This is a genomic window from Mycobacterium seoulense (genome assembly GCF_010731595.1).
GTDB classification, from domain to species: domain Bacteria; phylum Actinomycetota; class Actinomycetes; order Mycobacteriales; family Mycobacteriaceae; genus Mycobacterium; species Mycobacterium seoulense.
Genome location: NZ_AP022582.1, coordinates 1520905 through 1538611 on the forward strand (window position 1 = coordinate 1520905; position 17707 = coordinate 1538611).

16 protein-coding genes are annotated in these 17707 nt (G+C 67.9%); 14 read left to right on the top strand and 2 right to left on the bottom strand.

The annotated features are described in order from the left end of the window. The first annotated feature begins 296 nt into the window (after positions 1-296). From G6N37_RS06855 to G6N37_RS06885, 7 genes are all read left to right on the top strand, one after another. Entirely contained in the window at positions 297-1556 is a 1260-nt protein-coding gene (locus tag G6N37_RS06855; RefSeq protein ID WP_163677772.1) for a PPE family protein, read from the top strand. Between the two features lie 66 nt (positions 1557-1622). After that, positions 1623-3038 (top strand): PPE family protein, encoded by a 1416-nt coding sequence (locus G6N37_RS06860; protein ID WP_163677775.1) that lies wholly within the window; start codon positions 1623-1625, stop codon positions 3036-3038. Positions 3039-3129: 91 nt separating this feature from the next. Beyond that, positions 3130-3453 (top strand): DUF732 domain-containing protein, encoded by a 324-nt coding sequence (locus G6N37_RS06865; protein ID WP_163677777.1) that lies wholly within the window; start codon positions 3130-3132, stop codon positions 3451-3453. A 100-nt stretch (positions 3454-3553) separates the two neighbouring features. Beyond that, positions 3554-3874 (top strand): DUF732 domain-containing protein, encoded by a 321-nt coding sequence (locus tag G6N37_RS06870; protein ID WP_163677779.1) that lies wholly within the window; start codon positions 3554-3556, stop codon positions 3872-3874. Between the two features lie 147 nt (positions 3875-4021). Then, a complete protein-coding gene (locus G6N37_RS06875; RefSeq protein WP_163677783.1) occupies positions 4022-4738 on the top strand; it encodes an MgtC/SapB family protein in 717 nt (238 codons plus the stop codon). 48 nt (positions 4739-4786) lie between these two features. Further along, positions 4787-5716, top strand: a complete 930-nt coding sequence (locus G6N37_RS06880) for a sterol desaturase family protein (RefSeq protein ID WP_179961882.1) — start codon at positions 4787-4789, stop codon at positions 5714-5716. A 94-nt stretch (positions 5717-5810) separates the two neighbouring features. Next, positions 5811-6491 (top strand): Rv1815 family serine proteinase, encoded by a 681-nt coding sequence (locus G6N37_RS06885; RefSeq protein ID WP_163677786.1) that lies wholly within the window; start codon positions 5811-5813, stop codon positions 6489-6491. 6 nt (positions 6492-6497) lie between these two features. Here the strand turns inward: G6N37_RS06885 and G6N37_RS06890 are convergent, their stop codons facing one another. Continuing rightward, on the bottom strand, positions 6498-6953 hold the full coding sequence (locus tag G6N37_RS06890) for a nitroreductase/quinone reductase family protein (RefSeq protein ID WP_163677803.1): 456 nt from the start codon (positions 6951-6953) through the stop codon (positions 6498-6500). A 112-nt stretch (positions 6954-7065) separates the two neighbouring features. On the opposite strand from G6N37_RS06890, the gene G6N37_RS06895 reads away from it, so the two are divergent. The 3 genes from G6N37_RS06895 (at position 7066) to G6N37_RS06905 (ending at position 9940) form a co-directional block, all read left to right on the top strand. Continuing rightward, complete coding sequence (locus G6N37_RS06895) at positions 7066-7749, top strand: TetR/AcrR family transcriptional regulator (protein WP_163677806.1); 684 nt, start codon at positions 7066-7068, stop codon at positions 7747-7749. Positions 7750-7869: 120 nt separating this feature from the next. Next, on the top strand, positions 7870-8370 hold the full coding sequence (locus G6N37_RS06900; RefSeq protein ID WP_163677809.1) for a VOC family protein: 501 nt from the start codon (positions 7870-7872) through the stop codon (positions 8368-8370). Positions 8371-8476: 106 nt separating this feature from the next. Beyond that, entirely contained in the window at positions 8477-9940 is a 1464-nt protein-coding gene (locus G6N37_RS06905) for an FAD-binding protein (RefSeq protein ID WP_163677812.1), read from the top strand. A 41-nt stretch (positions 9941-9981) separates the two neighbouring features. Here G6N37_RS06905 and G6N37_RS06910 read toward each other — a convergent pair whose 3' ends face one another. Then, positions 9982-11907 (bottom strand): ABC transporter ATP-binding protein/permease, encoded by a 1926-nt coding sequence (locus tag G6N37_RS06910; protein WP_163677815.1) that lies wholly within the window; start codon positions 11905-11907, stop codon positions 9982-9984. A 93-nt stretch (positions 11908-12000) separates the two neighbouring features. Here G6N37_RS06910 and G6N37_RS06915 point away from each other — a divergent pair, with 93 nt between their 5' ends. The 4 genes from G6N37_RS06915 (at position 12001) to G6N37_RS06930 (ending at position 17697) form a co-directional block, all read left to right on the top strand. Then, complete coding sequence (locus tag G6N37_RS06915; RefSeq protein ID WP_163677818.1) at positions 12001-13644, top strand: acetolactate synthase; 1644 nt, start codon at positions 12001-12003, stop codon at positions 13642-13644. A 63-nt stretch (positions 13645-13707) separates the two neighbouring features. Next, positions 13708-16032 (top strand): accessory Sec system translocase SecA2, encoded by a 2325-nt coding sequence (gene secA2 / locus G6N37_RS06920; protein WP_163677820.1) that lies wholly within the window; start codon positions 13708-13710, stop codon positions 16030-16032. 116 nt (positions 16033-16148) lie between these two features. After that, on the top strand, positions 16149-16778 hold the full coding sequence (locus G6N37_RS06925; RefSeq protein ID WP_163677822.1) for a CDP-alcohol phosphatidyltransferase family protein: 630 nt from the start codon (positions 16149-16151) through the stop codon (positions 16776-16778). After that, a complete protein-coding gene (locus G6N37_RS06930) occupies positions 16771-17697 on the top strand; it encodes a DUF881 domain-containing protein (protein ID WP_163677824.1) in 927 nt (308 codons plus the stop codon). The genes G6N37_RS06925 and G6N37_RS06930 overlap by 8 nt, the downstream gene beginning before the upstream one ends. Positions 17698-17707: the final 10 nt, after the last annotated feature.

The following is a 17707-nucleotide window of genomic DNA, read 5'->3' on the forward strand; positions in this document are numbered from 1 at the left end:
CAACGACATAGTGACATTCGTTTTTTACACGTCGTTACCTGCGGGGAACTGCGACCGAATACAGTGCGGTCACGATTCCCTTATATTCGTGGAGCGGCCGGAGAGGTCGGTTGCGCATCAATCTTCCCCGGGCGCCTTCAGTTAAGGAGAAATGGTCTGTTGTCAGACACATGTGAAATGAGCTCATGGGTTCAAGGACGAATTTGATGCGTTTCATTAGAACCGTGGTCCGGATGCGGCCAGGGCAGCAAAGCCACGCCTACCATGGCGGCCACTTAGGGGACCGGAGGTAGTAGATGCTGGATTTCGGGGCGCTTCCGCCGGAGATCAACTCGGGGCGGATGTATGTCGGTGCGGGATCGGGTCCGCTGTTGGCTGCCGCGGCGGCGTGGGACGAGTTGGCCACGGAATTACAGGCCGCCGGAGCGTCGTACAGCTCGGCGGTCGAAGCGCTGGCTACGGGACCGTGGACTGGGCCGTCGTCGATAGCAATGGCCGCCGCCGCGGCCCCATACGTGGCGTGGATCAACGCCACCGGCGCTCAGGCCGAAGCGACCGGCGCCCAGGCCAAGCTGGCCGCGGGCGCCTATGAGGCGGCTTTTGCGGCCACGGTGCCACCCCCGGTGATTGCGGCCAACCGCGCGCTGCTGGCCACCTTGATCGCGACGAACATCCTCGGCCAGAACACCCCGGCGATCGCCGCCACCGAAGCCCAATACATGGAGATGTGGGCCCAGGACGCGGCGGCGATGTACGGCTACGCGGCCTCGTCGGCGACCGCATCGCAGCTGACCCCGTTCGCCGAGCCGCCGCAGACCACCAACCAGTCGGCCGGACCGACGCAGGCGGCCGCGGTCACCCAGTCCAGTGCCCAGTCGAGCTCGAACACCGCCGCGCAGCTGTCGCAGCTGAGCACGTCGATGCAGGCCGTCAGCAACGTCAGCAACGCGGCACCGAATGCCGGGACGACGGGCACGGGACTCACCACCGGAATCGGGCAAAACCTGGACTACTGGAACAACATCTGGTCGGTGCTGACGGGCCCGTATTCCCCCCAGTCATGGGCCAGCGTTCCGGGCGGCCCGTTCCTGTCGTTCGGTCAGGCGTACGCCTGGGGCCAGAACGGCCAGGGCGCCGCTGCCTATTTGGCCGGCCCGAAGGCGATCTCCGGCGCTCTCGCTCCGCTGACCAGTGGGCCGAGCGCGGTCAGGCCGATGCTCAGCTCCGCCGTGGGGCCGGTGTCCGGGTCTCTGGGCAAGGCGGCCCTGGTTGGCGGCATGTCGGTACCACAGGGGTGGACGGAAGCCGCTCCGGCGATCCGGACGATCGCCCAGGTGTTGCCGACCAACATGGCGGCCGCCCCCGCGGCGCTGGCCGGCGAAGAAGGCGTCTTCAGCCAGATGGCCCTGTCCAGCTTGGCGGGACGCGCGGTTGCGGCTGCCGGGACCCACTCCGTCGGCGGCACCTCCACGGCGGCCGCCTCATTGGGCGGCGCGGTCGCCGAGGCCGACCCCGCCGCAGCCACCATCATCGTGATCCCTTACATCGAGGAGTGACAGCGATGATCACCACGTACCGGGGTCCGGCGCCGTCGACCCAAGCGCCTGAGTAAGGGGATAGCAATGTTTTACGGAGCCTTTCCGCCAGAGTTCAACTCGGGCCGGATGTACAGCGGGCCGGGAGCGGAGTCGCTGGTCGCGGCGGCGACTGCCTGGGAGAACCTGGCCACCGAGCTGCAGTCCACCGCCACTGCCTATTCGTCGGTGATCGCGAGCCTGACCGGTGGGCCATGGGTGGGTCCCTCGTCGATCGCAATGGCGTCCGCGGCGGCCCCTTACGTGGCCTGGATGCAGCAAACGGCGACCCAGGCCCAGGAAGCCGCGACCCAAGCCGCGTCGGCGGCGGCGGCCTACGAGGCGGCGTTCGCGGCCCACGTACCGCCCCCGGTGATCGCGGAAAACCGTGCGCTATTAGCCCAGCTGATGGCGAGCAACCTCTTCGGGCAGAACACGGCGGCGATCGCAGCGACCGAGACCCAGTATGGCGAAATGTGGGCCCAGGACGCCGTGGCGATGGACACCTACGCCAGCTCGTCGCAGGCGGCCACCCGGTTCACGCCGTTCACCGACCCGCCGCAGACCACCAGCGGGACGGGCACGACGATGCAGGCGGCCGCGATGAGCCAAGCGGCGGGCACGTCGACCGGCAATGTGGCGTCGACCATCAACGCGGCGGCCACCTCGCTGACCGCGGGCCCGGGGAATCCGATACTGGCATGGCTCTCCCAGCTGGCCACCCAATACAACACCGCCGTCAACACCTTCTTGAAAGGCTTCGGCACAACGCCCGGCGGCACCCCCTTGATCACCGCGATGTACAACGCGGTGAAGGTGCCGCTTGGCCTGACCACGCAGTTCAACGACGTCGGGCTGCTGATCAACTTCCCCCTGTCGCAGTGGCTCAAGTTCGCCCCGCCCGCCGCCTATGGCGCGCTGCCGAAGGATGCGCTGGGCGCCGGGCTCGGGGCGTTGGGCTTCGGCCGCGGCACGCTGTACAGCGCGATCAGCCCGATAGCGAGCATGGGCAACGCCGGCACCTTGGTGGGCAAGCTATCGGTCCCCCCGAGTTGGGCCACCTCGACGCCCGCCATCAGGACGGTTGCCGCCGCATTGTCGGCCGCCGGACCCGAGGCGGTGCCCGCGGCCGCGCTCGGTGAGGGCAGCCTGTTCAGTTCGATGGGCATGGCCGGAATGCTGGGCAGCGCCCTCGGCTCCGGGGGGCCCACCGTCGTGGGTGCCGGCGTGCGCAACCGGATGAAACCGATCAAGGACCTCAAGGGCCAACAATCTCCCGAACAACTCAAGCGTCTGGTCGCGCAGATATCGGAGAAGCCCGAAACCGTGCAGCACCACAACGTCGACCAGGAAGGTCTCGACGCCCTGCTCGAGCAGCTGGCGAAGAAACCCGGCATCCACGCTGTGCACCTGAAAAAGGGAGACAAGTCCAAAGTCTTACCCGCCGATGCCCAGTTAGGTTGACAGCAAACGTGTTCGTCGTCGACCAGGAAAACGCGCGGCGGCTGATGTGGATAAGACATCTTCCCGTCGCCCTGAGAGAAGGTAAGTAGAAATGAAACGGCTGCTAGCGCTACTGGCTGTCCCCGCCATGATCGGCCTGGCCGCACCGGCGTACGCCGACCCTCCGCCCGTGCCCGACGGTGACGACGGGGCCTTCCTGGCCGCCCTGCATCAGGCCGGCTTCACCTTCGCCAGTCCGGGTGCGGCGGTCGGGGCTGGCCGGGCGGTGTGTTCGTGCCTGAACAACGGCGAATCTGGCCTGGAGCTGGTTCACGACGTGAAGACACACAACCCGGGAATGGACATGGAGATGGCCTCCAACTTCGCGATGATTTCCGCGAAATACTATTGCCCGCATCAACTCAGCAAAGCCTGATCGCGGTTGGACGGCTCTCGTATTACATTGGCCGGTAGGGCATTACGGTAAGTGAAGCCAGCGCTGCGGTCGCTAGCGCAACATGAGACAATCACCGGTTATGAGGCTGCCAATGGCGTTGATCGGCGTTTCGGCCGTGATTGCGCTTGCCGCCCCCGCAGGCGCTGACCCGGACGCCGCCGGCGTCGACGAGGCGAGCTTTCTGGCGTCGCTGCGCAGCGCGGGTATCACCTACAAGACGCCGGAGGCGGCGGTCCAGTTCGCCCAGGCGGTGTGTAGCGCCATGGGCAATGGCGAGTACGGCCCCCAGATGGTCAACGATTTGAAAGGCCAAAACCCCGGGCTCACCACGGACCACGCAACGTCGTTTCTGGCGATCGCCGCGAAATTTTATTGTCCCCAGCAACTCAACAGGAGCTAGCTGGGCGCCGCCATTGCATCCGCCGGTTGCCCGCAGGTTGCGCGCGGGTGGCCGCATCGAATCCGGTTCCGAGGCGGTGCACCCGTTGTTTACTTGTGCGTGGTTAGCTCCGGGCTGCTGTGCCTGGCCCGGGGGGAAGGAGTGCCGATGGACACGTTGAGTGTCGCCGATTTCGCGCTCCGACTGGCCGTCGGGGTGGGTTGTGGAGCCCTCATCGGTCTGGAGCGGCAATGGCGGGCCCGGCGGGCCGGCCTGCGCACCAACGCGCTGGTCGCCGGCGGCGCGACGCTCTTCGTGCTGTACGCCGCCGCCACCACGGACACCAGCCCCACCAGGGTCGCGTCGTACGTGGTGTCCGGGATCGGCTTCCTCGGCGGTGGCGTGATCCTGCGCGAAGGGGTGAACGTCCGGGGCCTCAACACCGCCGCCACCCTGTGGTGCTCGGCGGCGATCGGTGTCCTGGCCGCATCCGGACATCTGGCCTTCGCGTTGATCGGCACCGGGACCGTCATCGCCATTCACGTGCTCGGGCGCCCGCTGGGCCGGTTGATCGACCGCGACAACACCGGCGACGACGACGAAAGCCTGCGGCCCTACCTGGTCCAGGTGATCTCGCGGCCAAAACACGAGAAGTACGCGCGCGCCCAGATCATCCAGCACGCGAGCGGTAACGACATCACGCTCCGCGGCATCCATACCGGGCAGGCCGGCGACGACGAGATCATGTTGACCGCCCACCTCCTCATGGACGGCGACGCTCCCGCCCGGTTGGAGCGGTTGGTGGCGGAGCTGTCCCTGCAGCCCGGAGTCCGGGCGGTGCAGTGGTACGCCGGCGACGAGGCACAGCAGGACGGGCTTCGCTAGGGACCAGAGCGACCCAACCGTCCGGTTGGTCGTCGTATTCTTATGCCTGTGAGTACGCTTTCAGGCTTTGTGTCGGCGCTGCCCCCGCAGCTGAGGGACCCGGTGCTGCTCGCCGTTCCGTTCTTCCTGTTGCTGTTGGCCCTGGAATGGACCGCGGCCCGCAAGCTGGAAAGCATCGTCGGGCAGCGTCCGGTGTCCGGTGCGTACCTCACCCGCGACTCGCTGGCCAGCATCTCGATGGGGCTGGTTTCGGTGGGCACTACCGCCGCATGGAAGACGCTGGCCCTGTTCGGCTACGCCGCGATCTATGCCTACGTGGCGCCCTGGCACCTCTCGGCGAACCGGTGGTACACGTGGGTCATCGCGATCATCGGTGTCGACCTGCTCTACTACGCCTATCACCGGATCGCGCACCGGGTCCGGTTGATCTGGGCGACGCACCAGGCCCATCACTCCAGCGAATACTTCAACTTCGCCACCGCACTGCGCCAGAAGTGGAACAACAGCGGCGAGATCCTGATGTGGGTCCCCTTGCCGCTGTTGGGGATTCCACCCTGGATGGTGTTCTTCAGTTTCTCGATCAGCCTGATCTACCAGTTCTGGGTGCACACCGAGCGGATCGGCAAGCTGCCCCGGCCCTTCGAATTCGTCCTCAACACCCCGTCGCATCATCGGGTGCACCACGGAATGGACCAGATCTACCTCGACAAGAACTACGGCGGGATCCTCATCATCTGGGACCGGCTTTTCGGCAGCTTCCAGGCCGAGTTGTTCCGCCCGCACTACGGCCTGACCAAGAAGGTCGACACCTTCAACATCTGGAAGCTGCAGACCCGCGAATACGTCGCGATCGCCCACGACTGGCGTTCGGCGACCCGCCTGCGCGATCGGCTGGGCTACGTTTTCGGTCCGCCCGGCTGGGCGCCGCGCACCGCGAGCCAGATCGAGGCGGCCGTCCCGGTGGCGACGTCGCCGTAACACCGGCCGCGGACGGCGCGAAGACTTCTGCGTAACGGAAAGTCACGCCGTAATCTCAAATCGGTCGAGATTTGGCCCCGACGGATCGGAGTTCATGGTGCGTCGCCTGGCAATGCGCGCATTCACCGCGTCGATCACCGTCGCCGCACTTGCGCAATCGCTGCCGCCTGTGCCGGCTGAAGCCGACCCCGTCATGGTCTATCCGGGCATGGAGATCCATCAGGGCAACCGCGTCTGCACGCTGGGCTACGTCGACCCCGGGATGAAGATCGCGTTCACGGCGGGGCACTGCCGGGGCGGCGAGGGGGTCGTCACCGACCGGGGTGGCGCGGTCATCGGCCGCCTGGCGGCCTTCCGGGACAACACCCCCAGCGGCACGACGGTGGCCACCGACCAGTTGATCACCGACTACGAGGCGATCGTGCTGGACAACGGCGTCATGGCGAACAACGTCCTGCCGGGCGGGCGTCAACTGATCTCGAATCCGGCGGCGGCGCTGGCCCCCGGACAGGCGATCTGCCATTTCGGCGTGAGCACCGGCGAAACGTGCGGGACCGTGGAAAGCGTGAACAACGGCTGGTTCACCATGTCGCACGGCGTGCAGAGCCACAACGGTGACTCCGGCGGCCCGGTCTACCTGCCTTCCAGCGGCGGTCCTGGGCTGCTCGTGGGCATCTTCAACAGCGTCTGGGGGGATTTTCCGGCCGCGGTGTCGTGGCGGGCCACGTCCGAAGAAGTCCGGGAGGACCTCGGGGTGGCGCGGGGCGCGCGCTAGGCGATTTCAGCGGGGCGCGTCCGCCTCCGCGAGGGCGAACACCGGGATGGTAGGCGCGACAGCGCGGAACTGTTCGTCGGTGCTGTCCGGGGTCAGGCCCCCGACATAGTCCTTGACCTGCCAGTACCAGCGGTCCAGATAGCGTCGCAGCAATTCCGGCTTGGCCGCGTCGGCCACCTCGCTGGCCCGGGCGCGCCGCCTGCGCCAGCGCGGGCCCGTCTCGACGACGCCCGCGGCCCGGACGTTGCGTGCCCACTGGGTGTTGCCGCGCGGTGAGACCACGTAGTGCACGCCCTCCACGGTGAGCAGGTTGATCACCACCGCCCGCGGTTTTCCGCTCTTGCGCCCGCGGACCCGCAGCGCGCGCGTCCCGGCGATGCTGACCCCCATCTCGGCCAGCCAGCGGATCACCGCGTTCGCGGCCCGCGCGGCCCGGTTCGGCTCTTCGTATCGGGTCGACATGTCGCGTCCTTTCTCGCAAGCAACCGAGAGCACTGCTCTCTTAGATTCGCAGGCTGCCACAGTCCTGGCCAGAAAGCAAGAGCGGTGATCTCGGTTATGCCAGACTGACCGCGTGGGCAAACGCCAGGAGACGCGGGAGCAGATCGAGGCGCGCATCATCGAGCTCGGCCGCCAGCAGCTGGTCGATCGCGGGGCGGCCGGGTTGTCCGTGCGTGCGATCGCCCGGGATCTCGGGATGGTGTCGTCCGCCGTGTACCGGTACGTGTCCAGCCGGGATGAGCTGGTGACCTTGCTGCTGGTCGACGCCTACTCCGACCTGGCCGACGCCGTGGACCGCGCCCGCGAAGAGGTCGGGGAGCTGTGGAGTGACGACGTCGTCGCCATTTCCCGGGCGACGCGGCGCTGGGCCGTCGCTCACCCCGCCCGCTGGGCCCTGCTCTACGGCAGCCCCGTGCCCGGGTATCACGCGCCGCCCGAGCGCACCGTGGGCGTTGGGACCCGGGTGGTGGCGGCCTTCTTCGACGCCGTGGCGTCCGGGATCGCCACCGGAGACATCAGGCTGACGGATGACGTTGCGCCCCAACCGATGTCGTCGGACTTTGACCGGATTCGCCAGGAGTTCGGGTTTCCCGGCGACGACCAGGTGGTCACGAAGTGCTTCCTGCTCTGGGCGGGCGTACTGGGCGCGATCAGTCTCGAGGTGTTCGGGCAATACGGCGCCGACACCCTCACCGACCCGGAGGCGGTGTTCGACGCGCAGCTTCGGCTGCTGGTGGACGTGCTGGGCCGGCACTGACGGCCGCGGGCGCAAATTAGAACATGTTCACCCAGCCGTGGCGTGACCGCGGCGGCTCGGCATGGCAAAGTTTTCCCGGCCCTTTCTGGAGGCCGAGCCACTGGACTATCCTGCGAGACGATGACCCTTCCCGTTCAATCGCCGACGCAGATCGCGTGGGTGACCCCCGACCTGGATGGCACCGAAACCGCTCTCACCGGCTTGTTAGGTGTGCGTAAATGGATCCGGATACCCGACGTGCACTTTGCTCCGGATTCCTGCAGCTACCTCGGCAAGCCCGCCGATTTCGTCGCCAGCATCTCACTGAGCTACCTCGGCGACATGCAGTTGGAGCTGATCCAACCGGTCCGCGGCGAGAACATCTATAGTGACTTTCTGCGTGAATCCGGGCCCGGTCTGCACCACATCTGCATGGAGGCGGAAAGCCCCGAACAATTGGAGGCGGCGTTGGCGGGGGCCGTGAAGTCCGGGGCGGCGGTGGTGCAGCGAGGCGTGATGCCCGGCGGAATCGAATTCGCCTACGTGTCGGCGCCGCAGGCGGCAGTGCCGTTTGTGGAGATCGCCTACATCGCGCCCGAGATGAGGGCGTTCTACGACTACATCAAACAGGAGCAGCGGTGAGCCGTCCCAGCGACGACGCACTGGGAGCACCCCCAGCCACTCAGCGGCGAGGGGGATGCGGTGATGTGGGGGCACGCCCCGCTTGCGGGGGAGAGGAGTGGCGCAAATGAGCACGGAGATACCGGCAACGGTCAGCGTGGACGACGTCACATCGTGGTCCGATGACGTCGACGTGGTGGTGATCGGCTTCGGCATCGCCGGTGGCTGCGCCGCCGTCAGCGCGGCGGCCGCCGGTGCGCGGGTGCTGGTGCTGGAGCGTGCCGCGGCGGCGGGTGGCACGACGTCGCTGGCCGGGGGCCACTTCTACCTGGGTGGGGGAACGGCGGTTCAGCAGGCCACCGGTCACCCCGATTCGCCCGAGGAGATGTACAAATACCTGGTCGCCGTGTCCCGGCAGCCCGATCATGACAAGATCCGGGCCTACTGTGAGGGCAGCGTCGAGCATTTCGATTGGCTGGAAGACCTGGGTTTCCAATTCGAGCGCAGCTACTTCCCGGGCAAGGCGGTCATCCAGCCCAACACCGAGGGCCTGATGTTCACCGGCAACGAGAAGGTGTGGCCCTTCCTGGAGCAGGCGGTGCCGGCCCCGCGTGGCCACAAGGTGCCGGTGCCCGGTGATACCGGCGGCGCCAGCATGGTGATCGATCTGCTGCTCAAGCGCGCCGCGAGCCTGGGCGTGCAGATTGGGTACGAGACGGGCGCCACCGAGCTCATCGTGGACGGTTCGGGCGCGGTCACCGGCGTCATGTGGAAGCGGTTCTCCGAAACCGGTGCGGTCAAGGCAAAGTCGGTGATCATCGCTGCGGGGGGGTTCGTGATGAACCCGGAGATGGTTGCCGAATACACCCCGAAGCTCGCCGAGAAACCGTTCGTGCTCGGCAACACCTACGACGACGGCCTGGGCATCCGGATGGGCGTATCGGCGGGCGGCGCCACCGAGCACATGGATCAGATTTTCATCACGGCCCCGCCGTACCCGCCGTCGATCCTGTTGACGGGGATCATCGTGAACAAGCTCGGACAGCGCTTCGTTGCCGAGGATTCATACCATTCGCGGACTGCCGGGTTCATCATGGACCAGCCGGACAGCGCGGCGTTCCTCATCGTCGACGAGGCGCACCTGGAACACCCCAAGATGCCGCTGGTCCCGCTGATCGACGGATGGGAGACCGTCCCGGAAATGGAAGCGGCGCTTGGCATTCCGGAAGGCAACCTGGTGGCGACGCTGGATCGGTACAACGCCAACGCCGCCCGCGGCGAGGATCCCGACTTCCACAAGCAGCCCGAATTCCTTGCGGCACAAGACCAGGGGCCATGGGGCGCGTTCGACATGTCGCTGGGTAAGGCGATGTACGCCGGTTTCACCATCGGTGGGCTCGCCACGTCCGTGGACGGCGAGGTGCTGCGTAAGGACGGCACCGTCGTGCCCGGCTTGTACGCGGCCGGGGCCTGCGCGTCCAACATCGCCCAGGACGGCAAGGGTTACGCCAGCGGCACACAGTTGGGGGAGGGCTCGTTCTTCGGGCGCCGCGCCGGAGCGCACGCCGCCCGCAGGGCGGCGGGAGCGTAGGCGCGCTCAGAACCAGCCGGAGCGCACGCCGCCCGCAGGCGCTAGACCCGCGCGGGTTCCTTCTCTTCCTGCACCGGGCCCAGCCGCCAGGGCCCGCCGCCGAGCAATTGCAGCTCTTGTTCGTGGTGCTGCTCGACGGTGGGCCGGTGACTGACGCTGACGACCACGCAGTCCGGCAGTTCGGCGCGCACCAGTTGGTAGAGCGCGTATTCCAGCCCCTCGTCCAGCGCCGAGGTGGCCTCGTCGAGGAACACCGCCTTGGGTTTGGTGAGCAGGATGCGCGCGAAGGCAACACGCTGCTGCTCGCCCGGGGAGAGCACCTTGGCCCAGTCCCGTTCTTCGTCGAGGCGATCGATCAGGGGCGCCAGGGCGACCTTGGTGAGCACCTCGCGCAGCTCTGCGTCGGCGACCTCGTCCGGCGAGTTCGGATAGCACACGACGGTGCGCAGACTGCCCAACGGCACGTATGGCAACTGGGACAGGAACATCGTCGCGTTGTCGCCGTCCGGACGGCACAGGGTGCCGGAAGCATACGGCCACAATTCGGCCAGGCTGCGCAGCAGCGTGGTCTTGCCGGCACCGGAGCGCCCGGTGATCACCAGCGAATCCCCTTCGGCGAGTTGAACATCGAGCGGGTCGATGAGCCGATCGCCGACCGGCGTGCGCACCTCGATGTCGCGAAGCTCGACGGTCGCCTCCTCACTCGGCTTGACCAGAATGGTCGGCAGCGCGCGACCCTTGTCGTTGGCGTCGACCAGCCCGTGCAACCGGATGATCGACGCCCGGAAGGCCGCGAACGCGTCGTAGTTATTGCGGAAGAACGACAGTGAATCCTGAATGTTGCCAAAGGCCGTCGCGCTCTGGCCGACGTCGCCGAAGTCGATCCGGCCGGCGAACAGGCGCGGCGCCTGGATGACCCACGGCAGCGGGACGATCGCCTGCGACACCGACCAGTTCCAGCCGTTGAAGATGATGGTGCGGCGGACGAACTTGCGATAGTTGTCGATGATCGGGGTGAAGCGCCGCCACAGTTGGGCCCGCTCCACTCGCTCACCGCGGTAGAAGCCCACGGCCTCAGCGGCATCCCGCAATCGGACCAGGGCGTAGCGGAACGCGGCGTTGAGCTTCTCGTTGTTGAAGCTGAGCCAGATCAGCGGATGGCCGAGCCAGATCGCCACCAGCGTGGCGACGAGTACATACACCAGGACGGTCCAGAACATCGCGCGCGGGAACTCGACCCCCAACACGGTGAGGCTTCCGGACAGGTTCCACAGGATCGCGGCGAACGAAATCACGGACGCCACCGCGTTGACGGCGCCGAAGAGCAAGGTGCTGCCGGTCCCATTCGACGGGATGTTCGGGGTGCCACCCGCATTCGCGGTGAAGATGTCGATGTCCTGCTGGATGCGCTGGTCGGGGTTGTCGATGGTGTGGTCGATGAACAGGTCCCGGTAATAGGCCCGGCCGGTCAGCCAGTCGTCGGTGAGATTGGCCGTCAGCCACATGCGCCAGGCGATGATGAACCGCTGCGTCAGGTAGATGTCGATCATGAACCGGATGACGTACAAGACGGCCAGCACGCTGAAGATCGCGATCGACATCCAAAAGCCGTGAATGCCGGATTGTTTGACCGCGTCGTCGTCGGCCGCGAGGCCCTGCACGGCTTTTTGCACCGCGGTGTACAGGTCGTTGCCCTGGTAGCTGAGCAACACCATCAGTCGCACCGACAGGAGTACTGACAGCAACAGCACGCCCAGCATCAGCCACACCCGGACGCTGCGCGCACCGACGAAATACCCGCGGGTGATCCGCCAGAACTGCCTGCCCCACGGCGTGAGATACCTGAAGGCGACCAGGACGATGAAGAGCACCACCGCGCTGATGAGCCACGCGATGGCTACCCACCGCAAGGAATCTACGGTGGCCGTCGACCAGTTGATCGAGGGCTTGAACGGCTTTGGGCCCATGGTCGCTGTCTCCTCACGGTCGAGCTGGTGGACTCGGCTGGAACTTCAAATCCTCCGGCGAAGGTACCGGACGGATCTGGATAGGCTGCGGTTATGAGCACCGACGCCATCCCCACACAAACATTGCACGCCGGCCGGCTCATCGCGCGGCGCCTGCGGGCCAGCGGTGTCGACACCGTCTTCACGTTGTCCGGCGGCCACCTGTTCTCCGTTTACGACGGCTGCCGCGAGGAGGGCGTCCGGCTGATCGACACCCGCCACGAGCAGACCGCGACGTTCGCCGCGGAAGGGTGGTCGAAGGTGACGCGGGTGCCCGGCGTCGCCGCGCTCACCGCGGGGCCGGGCGTCACCAACGGGATGAGCGCGATGGCGGCCGCACAGCAGAACCAGTCGCCCCTGGTCGTGCTCGGCGGTCGCGCGCCCGCGGGGCGGTGGGGCATGGGATCGCTGCAGGAGATCGACCATGTGCCGTTCGTGGCGCCGCTGGCCCGCTTCGCCGCCACGGCACCCTCGGCCGAGGACTCCGGCCGGCTCGTCGACGAGGCGCTGCGGGCGGCGGTCGGTCCGCCCTCGGGCGTCGGTTTCGTCGACTTCCCCATGGATCACGTGTTTTCGACGTCCGAGGATGACGCTCGCCCCGGGGCGCTCGCCGACCTGCCGCCCGGACCCCCGCCCGACGGCGACGCGCTCGGCCGGGCCGCGGCCCTGCTGTCCGCGGCGAAGCGGCCGGTGATCATGGCGGGCACCAACGTCTGGTGGGGACACGGGGAGGCGGCCCTGCTGCGTCTCGCCGAGGAACTGCGGATCCCGGTGCTGATGAACGGGATGGCCCGCGGCGCGGTGCCAGCCGATCACCCGTTGGCGTTCTCCCGGGTGCGCGGAAAAGCGTTGGGGGAGGCCGATGTTGCGCTGATCGTCGGCGTGCCCATGGACTTCCGGCTCGGCTTCGGCGCGGTGTTCGGGCCGCAAACCCGGCTCATCGTGGCGGACCGGGTGCAACCCGAGCGCAAGCATCCGCGCCCGGTCGAGGCCGAGCTCTACGGCGACCTGTTGTCGACACTGGCGGCGCTGGCCGCCGGCGGCGCGGCCGATCACCAGGACTGGATCGACGAACTGCGGACGGCCGAGACGGCGGCGCGCGGCAAGGAAAAGGCCGAACTCGCCGACGACCGCGTCCCCCTGCACCCCATGCGGGTGTACGCGGAGCTCGCGCCGATGCTGGACCGCGACGCCATCGTCGTCATCGACGCCGGTGATTTCGGCTCCTACGCCGGGCGGGTGATCGACAGCTACCAGCCGGGCTGCTGGCTGGACAGCGGCCCCTTCGGCTGCCTGGGCTCGGGCCCCGGCTACGCCCTGGCCGCCAAGCTGGCCCGTCCCGACCGTCAGGTCGTCCTGCTGCAGGGCGACGGCGCGTTCGGGTTCAGCGGCATGGAATGGGACACCCTGGTCCGGCACAACGTGCCCGTCGTCTCGGTGATCGGCAACAACGGCATATGGGGGCTGGAGAAGCACCCCATGGAGGCGTTGTACGGCTACTCGGTGGTCGCCGAGCTACGTCCGGGAACGCGCTACGACGAGGTGGTGCGCGCCCTCGGCGGCCACGGTGAGCTGGTCTCCGCGCCGGCCGAGTTGCGGCCCGCGCTGGAACGCGCCTTCACCAGCGGCCTGCCGTCCGTCGTCAATGTCCTCACCGACCCCAACGTCGCCTATCCCCGCCGGTCCAACTTGGCCTGAGGGCCCAGCGGGCGGCGTGTCGCGCCCCGCGGGGCCGTCCCACGGTTCGCGTACCGTTGACCTGTGCCAAAGACCACCCGTGCGCAACCCGGCCGCCTGAGCAGCCGATTTTGGCGGCTGCTCGGCGCCAGCACCGAGAAGAACCGCAGCCGATCCCTCGCCCAGGTCACCGAGTCGTCCGAATACGACGAGGAAGCCGCCGGCCTCAGCGACGAGCAGTTACGCAAGGCCGCCGGGCTGCTCGATCTCGACGACCTCGCCGAGTCCGATGACATCCCGCAGTTCCTCGCCATCGCGAGGGAGGCGGCCGAACGCGTGACCACGCTGCGCCCATTCGACGTGCAGCTGCTCGGGGCGCTGCGCATGCTCGCCGGCGACGTGATCGAAATGGCCACCGGTGAGGGCAAGACGCTCTCCGGGGCGATCGCGGCGGCCGGATACGCCCTGGCCGGTCGGCACGTCCACGTGGTGACCATCAACGATTACCTGGCCCGCCGCGATGCGGAATGGATGGGCCCGCTCATCGAGGCGATGGGGCTGACCGTCGGCTGGATCACCGCCGAGTCCACGAGCGAGGAGCGCCGCGCCGCGTACGGCTGCGACGTCACCTACGCCTCGGTCAACGAGATCGGTTTCGACGTGCTGCGCGACCAACTCGTGGTCGACGTCGCCGACCTGGTGTCACCGAATCCCGACGTCGCCCTCATCGACGAGGCCGACTCGGTGCTGGTCGACGAGGCGTTGGTGCCGCTGGTGCTGGCCGGCACCACGCACCGGGAAACGCCGCGGCTCGAGATCATCAAGCTGGTCGGGGAACTGTCCCCGGAGACCGACTACGACACCGACTCCGACAGCCGCAACGTCCATCTGACCGACGTCGGCGCGCGCAAGGTGGAGAAGGCGCTCGGCGGCATCGACCTCTACTCCGAGGAACACGTCGGCACCACCCTGACCGAAGTCAACGTCGCGCTGCACGCGCACGTGCTCCTGCAACGCGACGTGCACTACATCGTCCGGGACGACGCCGTGCACCTGATCAACGCCTCCCGTGGGCGCATCGCCCAGCTGCAGCGCTGGCCCGACGGCCTGCAGGCAGCCGTCGAGGCGAAGGAGGGAATCGAGACCACCGAAACCGGCGAAGTCCTCGACACCATCACGGTCCAGGCGCTGATCAACCGCTACGAAACGGTGTGCGGCATGACCGGCACCGCGCTGGCCGCCGGTGAGCAGCTGCGCCAGTTCTACAAGCTCGGGGTGTCCCCAATTCCCCCGAACAAGCCCAACATTCGCGAAGACGAGTCCGACCGCGTCTACATCACCGCCGCCGCCAAGAACGACGGCATCGTCGCGCACATCGCCGAAGTCCACGAGACCGGGCAGCCGGTGCTGGTCGGCACCCGCGACGTGGCCGAATCAGAGGAGCTGCACGAGCGGCTGCTGCGCCGCGGCGTGCCCGCGGTGGTCCTCAACGCGAAGAACGACGCCGAGGAGGCGGAGGTGATCGCCGAGGCCGGCAAATACGGGGTGGTCACGGTGTCCACCCAGATGGCGGGGCGGGGCACTGACATCCGGCTCGGCGGCTCCGACGAAGCCGACCACGACCGGGTCGCCGAACTCGGCGGGCTGCACGTGGTCGGCACCGGACGGCATCACACCGAGCGGCTCGACAACCAACTGCGTGGCCGCGCCGGGCGTCAGGGCGACCCCGGCTCGTCGGTGTTCTTCTCGAGTTGGGAAGACGACGTCGTCGCCGCCAACCTCGACCACAACAAGCTGCCGATGGAAACCGACGAGGACGGCCGGATCGTCAGCCCGAAGGCGGCCGGTCTGCTCGACCACGCCCAGCGGGTCGCCGAGGGCCGGATGCTCGACGTGCACGCCAACACGTGGCGGTACAACCAGTTGATCGCCCAACAGCGCGCCATCATCGTCGATCGGCGAAACACGTTGCTGCGCACCGCAACCGCGCGCGAGGAGCTCGCCGAACTGGCGCCCAAGCGGTACAAGGAGCTGTCCAAAGACATCCCCGAAGATCGCCTGGAGACCATCTGCCGGCAGATCATGCTGTATCACCTCGACCGCGGCTGGGCCGATCATCTGGCGTACCTGGCCGACATCCGGGAAAGCATCCACCTGCGGGCGCTGGGCCGGCAGAACCCGCTGGACGAGTTCCACCGGCTGGCGGTCGACGCGTTCGCGTCGCTGGCCGCGGACGCGATCGAGGCTGCGCAGCAGACGTTCGAGACCGCCAACGTCCTGGAAGAGGAACAGGGCCTGGATCTGTCCAAGCTGGCCCGGCCGACGTCGACCTGGACCTACATGGTCAACGACAACCCGCTTTCGGACGACACGCTTTCCACGCTGAGCCTGCCCGGGGTCTTCCGCTAGGTCGATGGCGCGCGGTCCGCGCTGCGGACCGCATCGTCGTCGGGCTAAGCCAATTGCCCGACTCCTCCACGGTCCGCGCTGCGGACCGCATCGTCGTCGGGCTAAGGTCACGGCTTATGGAGCCGGCGCTTCCGCCCAACCGGGTGCTGACGGTGCCCAACGCGCTGAGCGCCCTCCGCTTGGTGCTGATCGCAGTGTTCGCCTACGCCCTGCTGGGCGCGCACGCCAACGGCTGGGCGGTCGGGATTTTGATGTTCAGCGGCGCGTCCGACTGGGCCGACGGCAAGATCGCCCGGCTGCTCAACCAGTCTTCGCGGCTGGGTGTGCTGCTCGACCCGGCGGTCGACCGCCTCTACATGGTCTGCGTCCCGGTCGTGATGGCGTTGAGCGGGATCGTGCCGTGGTGGTTCGTCGCCGTCCTGCTGGCGCGCGACGGCGTGCTGGCCGCGACGTTGCCGCTGCTGTGGAGCCGGGGGCTGTCCGCGCTGCCGGTGACCTACATCGGGAAGGCCGCCACCTTCGCGTTGATGTCCGGCTTTCCGCTCGTGCTGCTGGGGACGTGGGACGCCCTGTGGAGCCGGGTCGTCGGGGCGTGCGGCTGGGCGTTCCTGATCTGGGGCATGTACGCCTACCTGTGGTCGTTCGCACTGTACGTGGTGCAGCTGACGTTGGTGGTGCGCCGGATGCCCCGGCTCGACCACGGTGCGCGCCGGCCCCCGACCCCGAAGGCGGTCGAGCGTGGCTGACGGGGATCGCCTGCTCGGCGGCTACGACCCGAACGCCGGCCGCAGCGCCCACGTGGCCTCGCGGCCGAAGCTGATCCCGGTGCCCTCCCTGCTGCGCGCGCTGCTGTCCGAACACCTGGATCCGGGTTACGCCGCGGCGGCCGCCAAACGCGCCGACGCCGCCCCGGATGCCGGTCGGCGCCGACGCGCCGCCGACTGGCTTTGGCAGGCGTTGGCGGCGCTGCTGATCGCCACGGTCTTCGCGGCCGCGGTCGCCCAGGCACGCTCGGTGGCCCCCGGTGTGCGCTCGGCACAGCAGCTTCTGCTGGGCAACGTGCGCTCGGCGGAGAACGCCGCGACGACACTCGCCCAGCGGCGCAGCGCGCTGTCCGCGCGAGTGGACGACGTGCAGCGCCGCGCGCTGGCCGACGACGCCGAAGGGCAGCGGCTATTGGCGCGCCTCGACGCCCTCGGCCTGGCGGCGGCCAGCACGGCGGTGATCGGCCCGGGCCTGAAGGTGACCGTGACCGATCCGGGCGCCAGCCCGAACCTTTCCGACGTGTCCAAGCAACGAGTCAGCGGCAGCAGGCAGATCATCCTGGACCGGGATCTGCAGCTCGTCGTGAATTCGTTGTGGGCGAGCGGCGCCGAGGCGATTTCGGTCGGCGGCGTCCGCATCGGGCCCGACGCGACCATCCGGCAGGCCGGCGGGGCGATCCTGGTCGACAACAACCCGACCCGCAGCCCGTACACGATCCTTGCGGTGGGGCCGCCACGGGCGATGCGGGACGCCTTCGACCAGAGCGCGGGCCGACAGCGCCTCAAGCTGCTCGAGGCCTCCTACGGCGTCGTCGTCACCGTGGACGCCGCCGACGGGCTGACGCTCCCCGCCGGATCGATCAGGGATATCAAGTTCGCCAAACAGATTGGGCCACAGTGAGAAAAGTCCT

Bases quoted from the DNA above. Each gene is read 5' to 3' on its own strand.
- G6N37_RS06885 (WP_163677786.1), top strand. From the start codon at position 5,811: ATGGTGCGTCGCCTGGCAATGCGCGCATTCACCGCGTCGATCACCGTC.
- G6N37_RS06915 (WP_163677818.1), top strand. From the start codon at position 12,001: ATGAGCACCGACGCCATCCCCACACAAACATTGCACGCCGGCCGGCTC.
- G6N37_RS06890 (WP_163677803.1), bottom strand. From the start codon at position 6,953: ATGTCGACCCGATACGAAGAGCCGAACCGGGCCGCGCGGGCCGCGAAC.
- G6N37_RS06900 (WP_163677809.1), top strand. From the start codon at position 7,870: ATGACCCTTCCCGTTCAATCGCCGACGCAGATCGCGTGGGTGACCCCC.
- G6N37_RS06865 (WP_163677777.1), top strand. From the start codon at position 3,130: ATGAAACGGCTGCTAGCGCTACTGGCTGTCCCCGCCATGATCGGCCTG.
- G6N37_RS06855 (WP_163677772.1), top strand. From the start codon at position 297: ATGCTGGATTTCGGGGCGCTTCCGCCGGAGATCAACTCGGGGCGGATG.
- G6N37_RS06925 (WP_163677822.1), top strand. From the start codon at position 16,149: ATGGAGCCGGCGCTTCCGCCCAACCGGGTGCTGACGGTGCCCAACGCG.
- G6N37_RS06875 (WP_163677783.1), top strand. From the start codon at position 4,022: ATGGACACGTTGAGTGTCGCCGATTTCGCGCTCCGACTGGCCGTCGGG.
- G6N37_RS06860 (WP_163677775.1), top strand. From the start codon at position 1,623: ATGTTTTACGGAGCCTTTCCGCCAGAGTTCAACTCGGGCCGGATGTAC.
- G6N37_RS06910 (WP_163677815.1), bottom strand. From the start codon at position 11,907: ATGGGCCCAAAGCCGTTCAAGCCCTCGATCAACTGGTCGACGGCCACC.
- G6N37_RS06870 (WP_163677779.1), top strand. From the start codon at position 3,554: ATGAGGCTGCCAATGGCGTTGATCGGCGTTTCGGCCGTGATTGCGCTT.
- G6N37_RS06905 (WP_163677812.1), top strand. From the start codon at position 8,477: ATGAGCACGGAGATACCGGCAACGGTCAGCGTGGACGACGTCACATCG.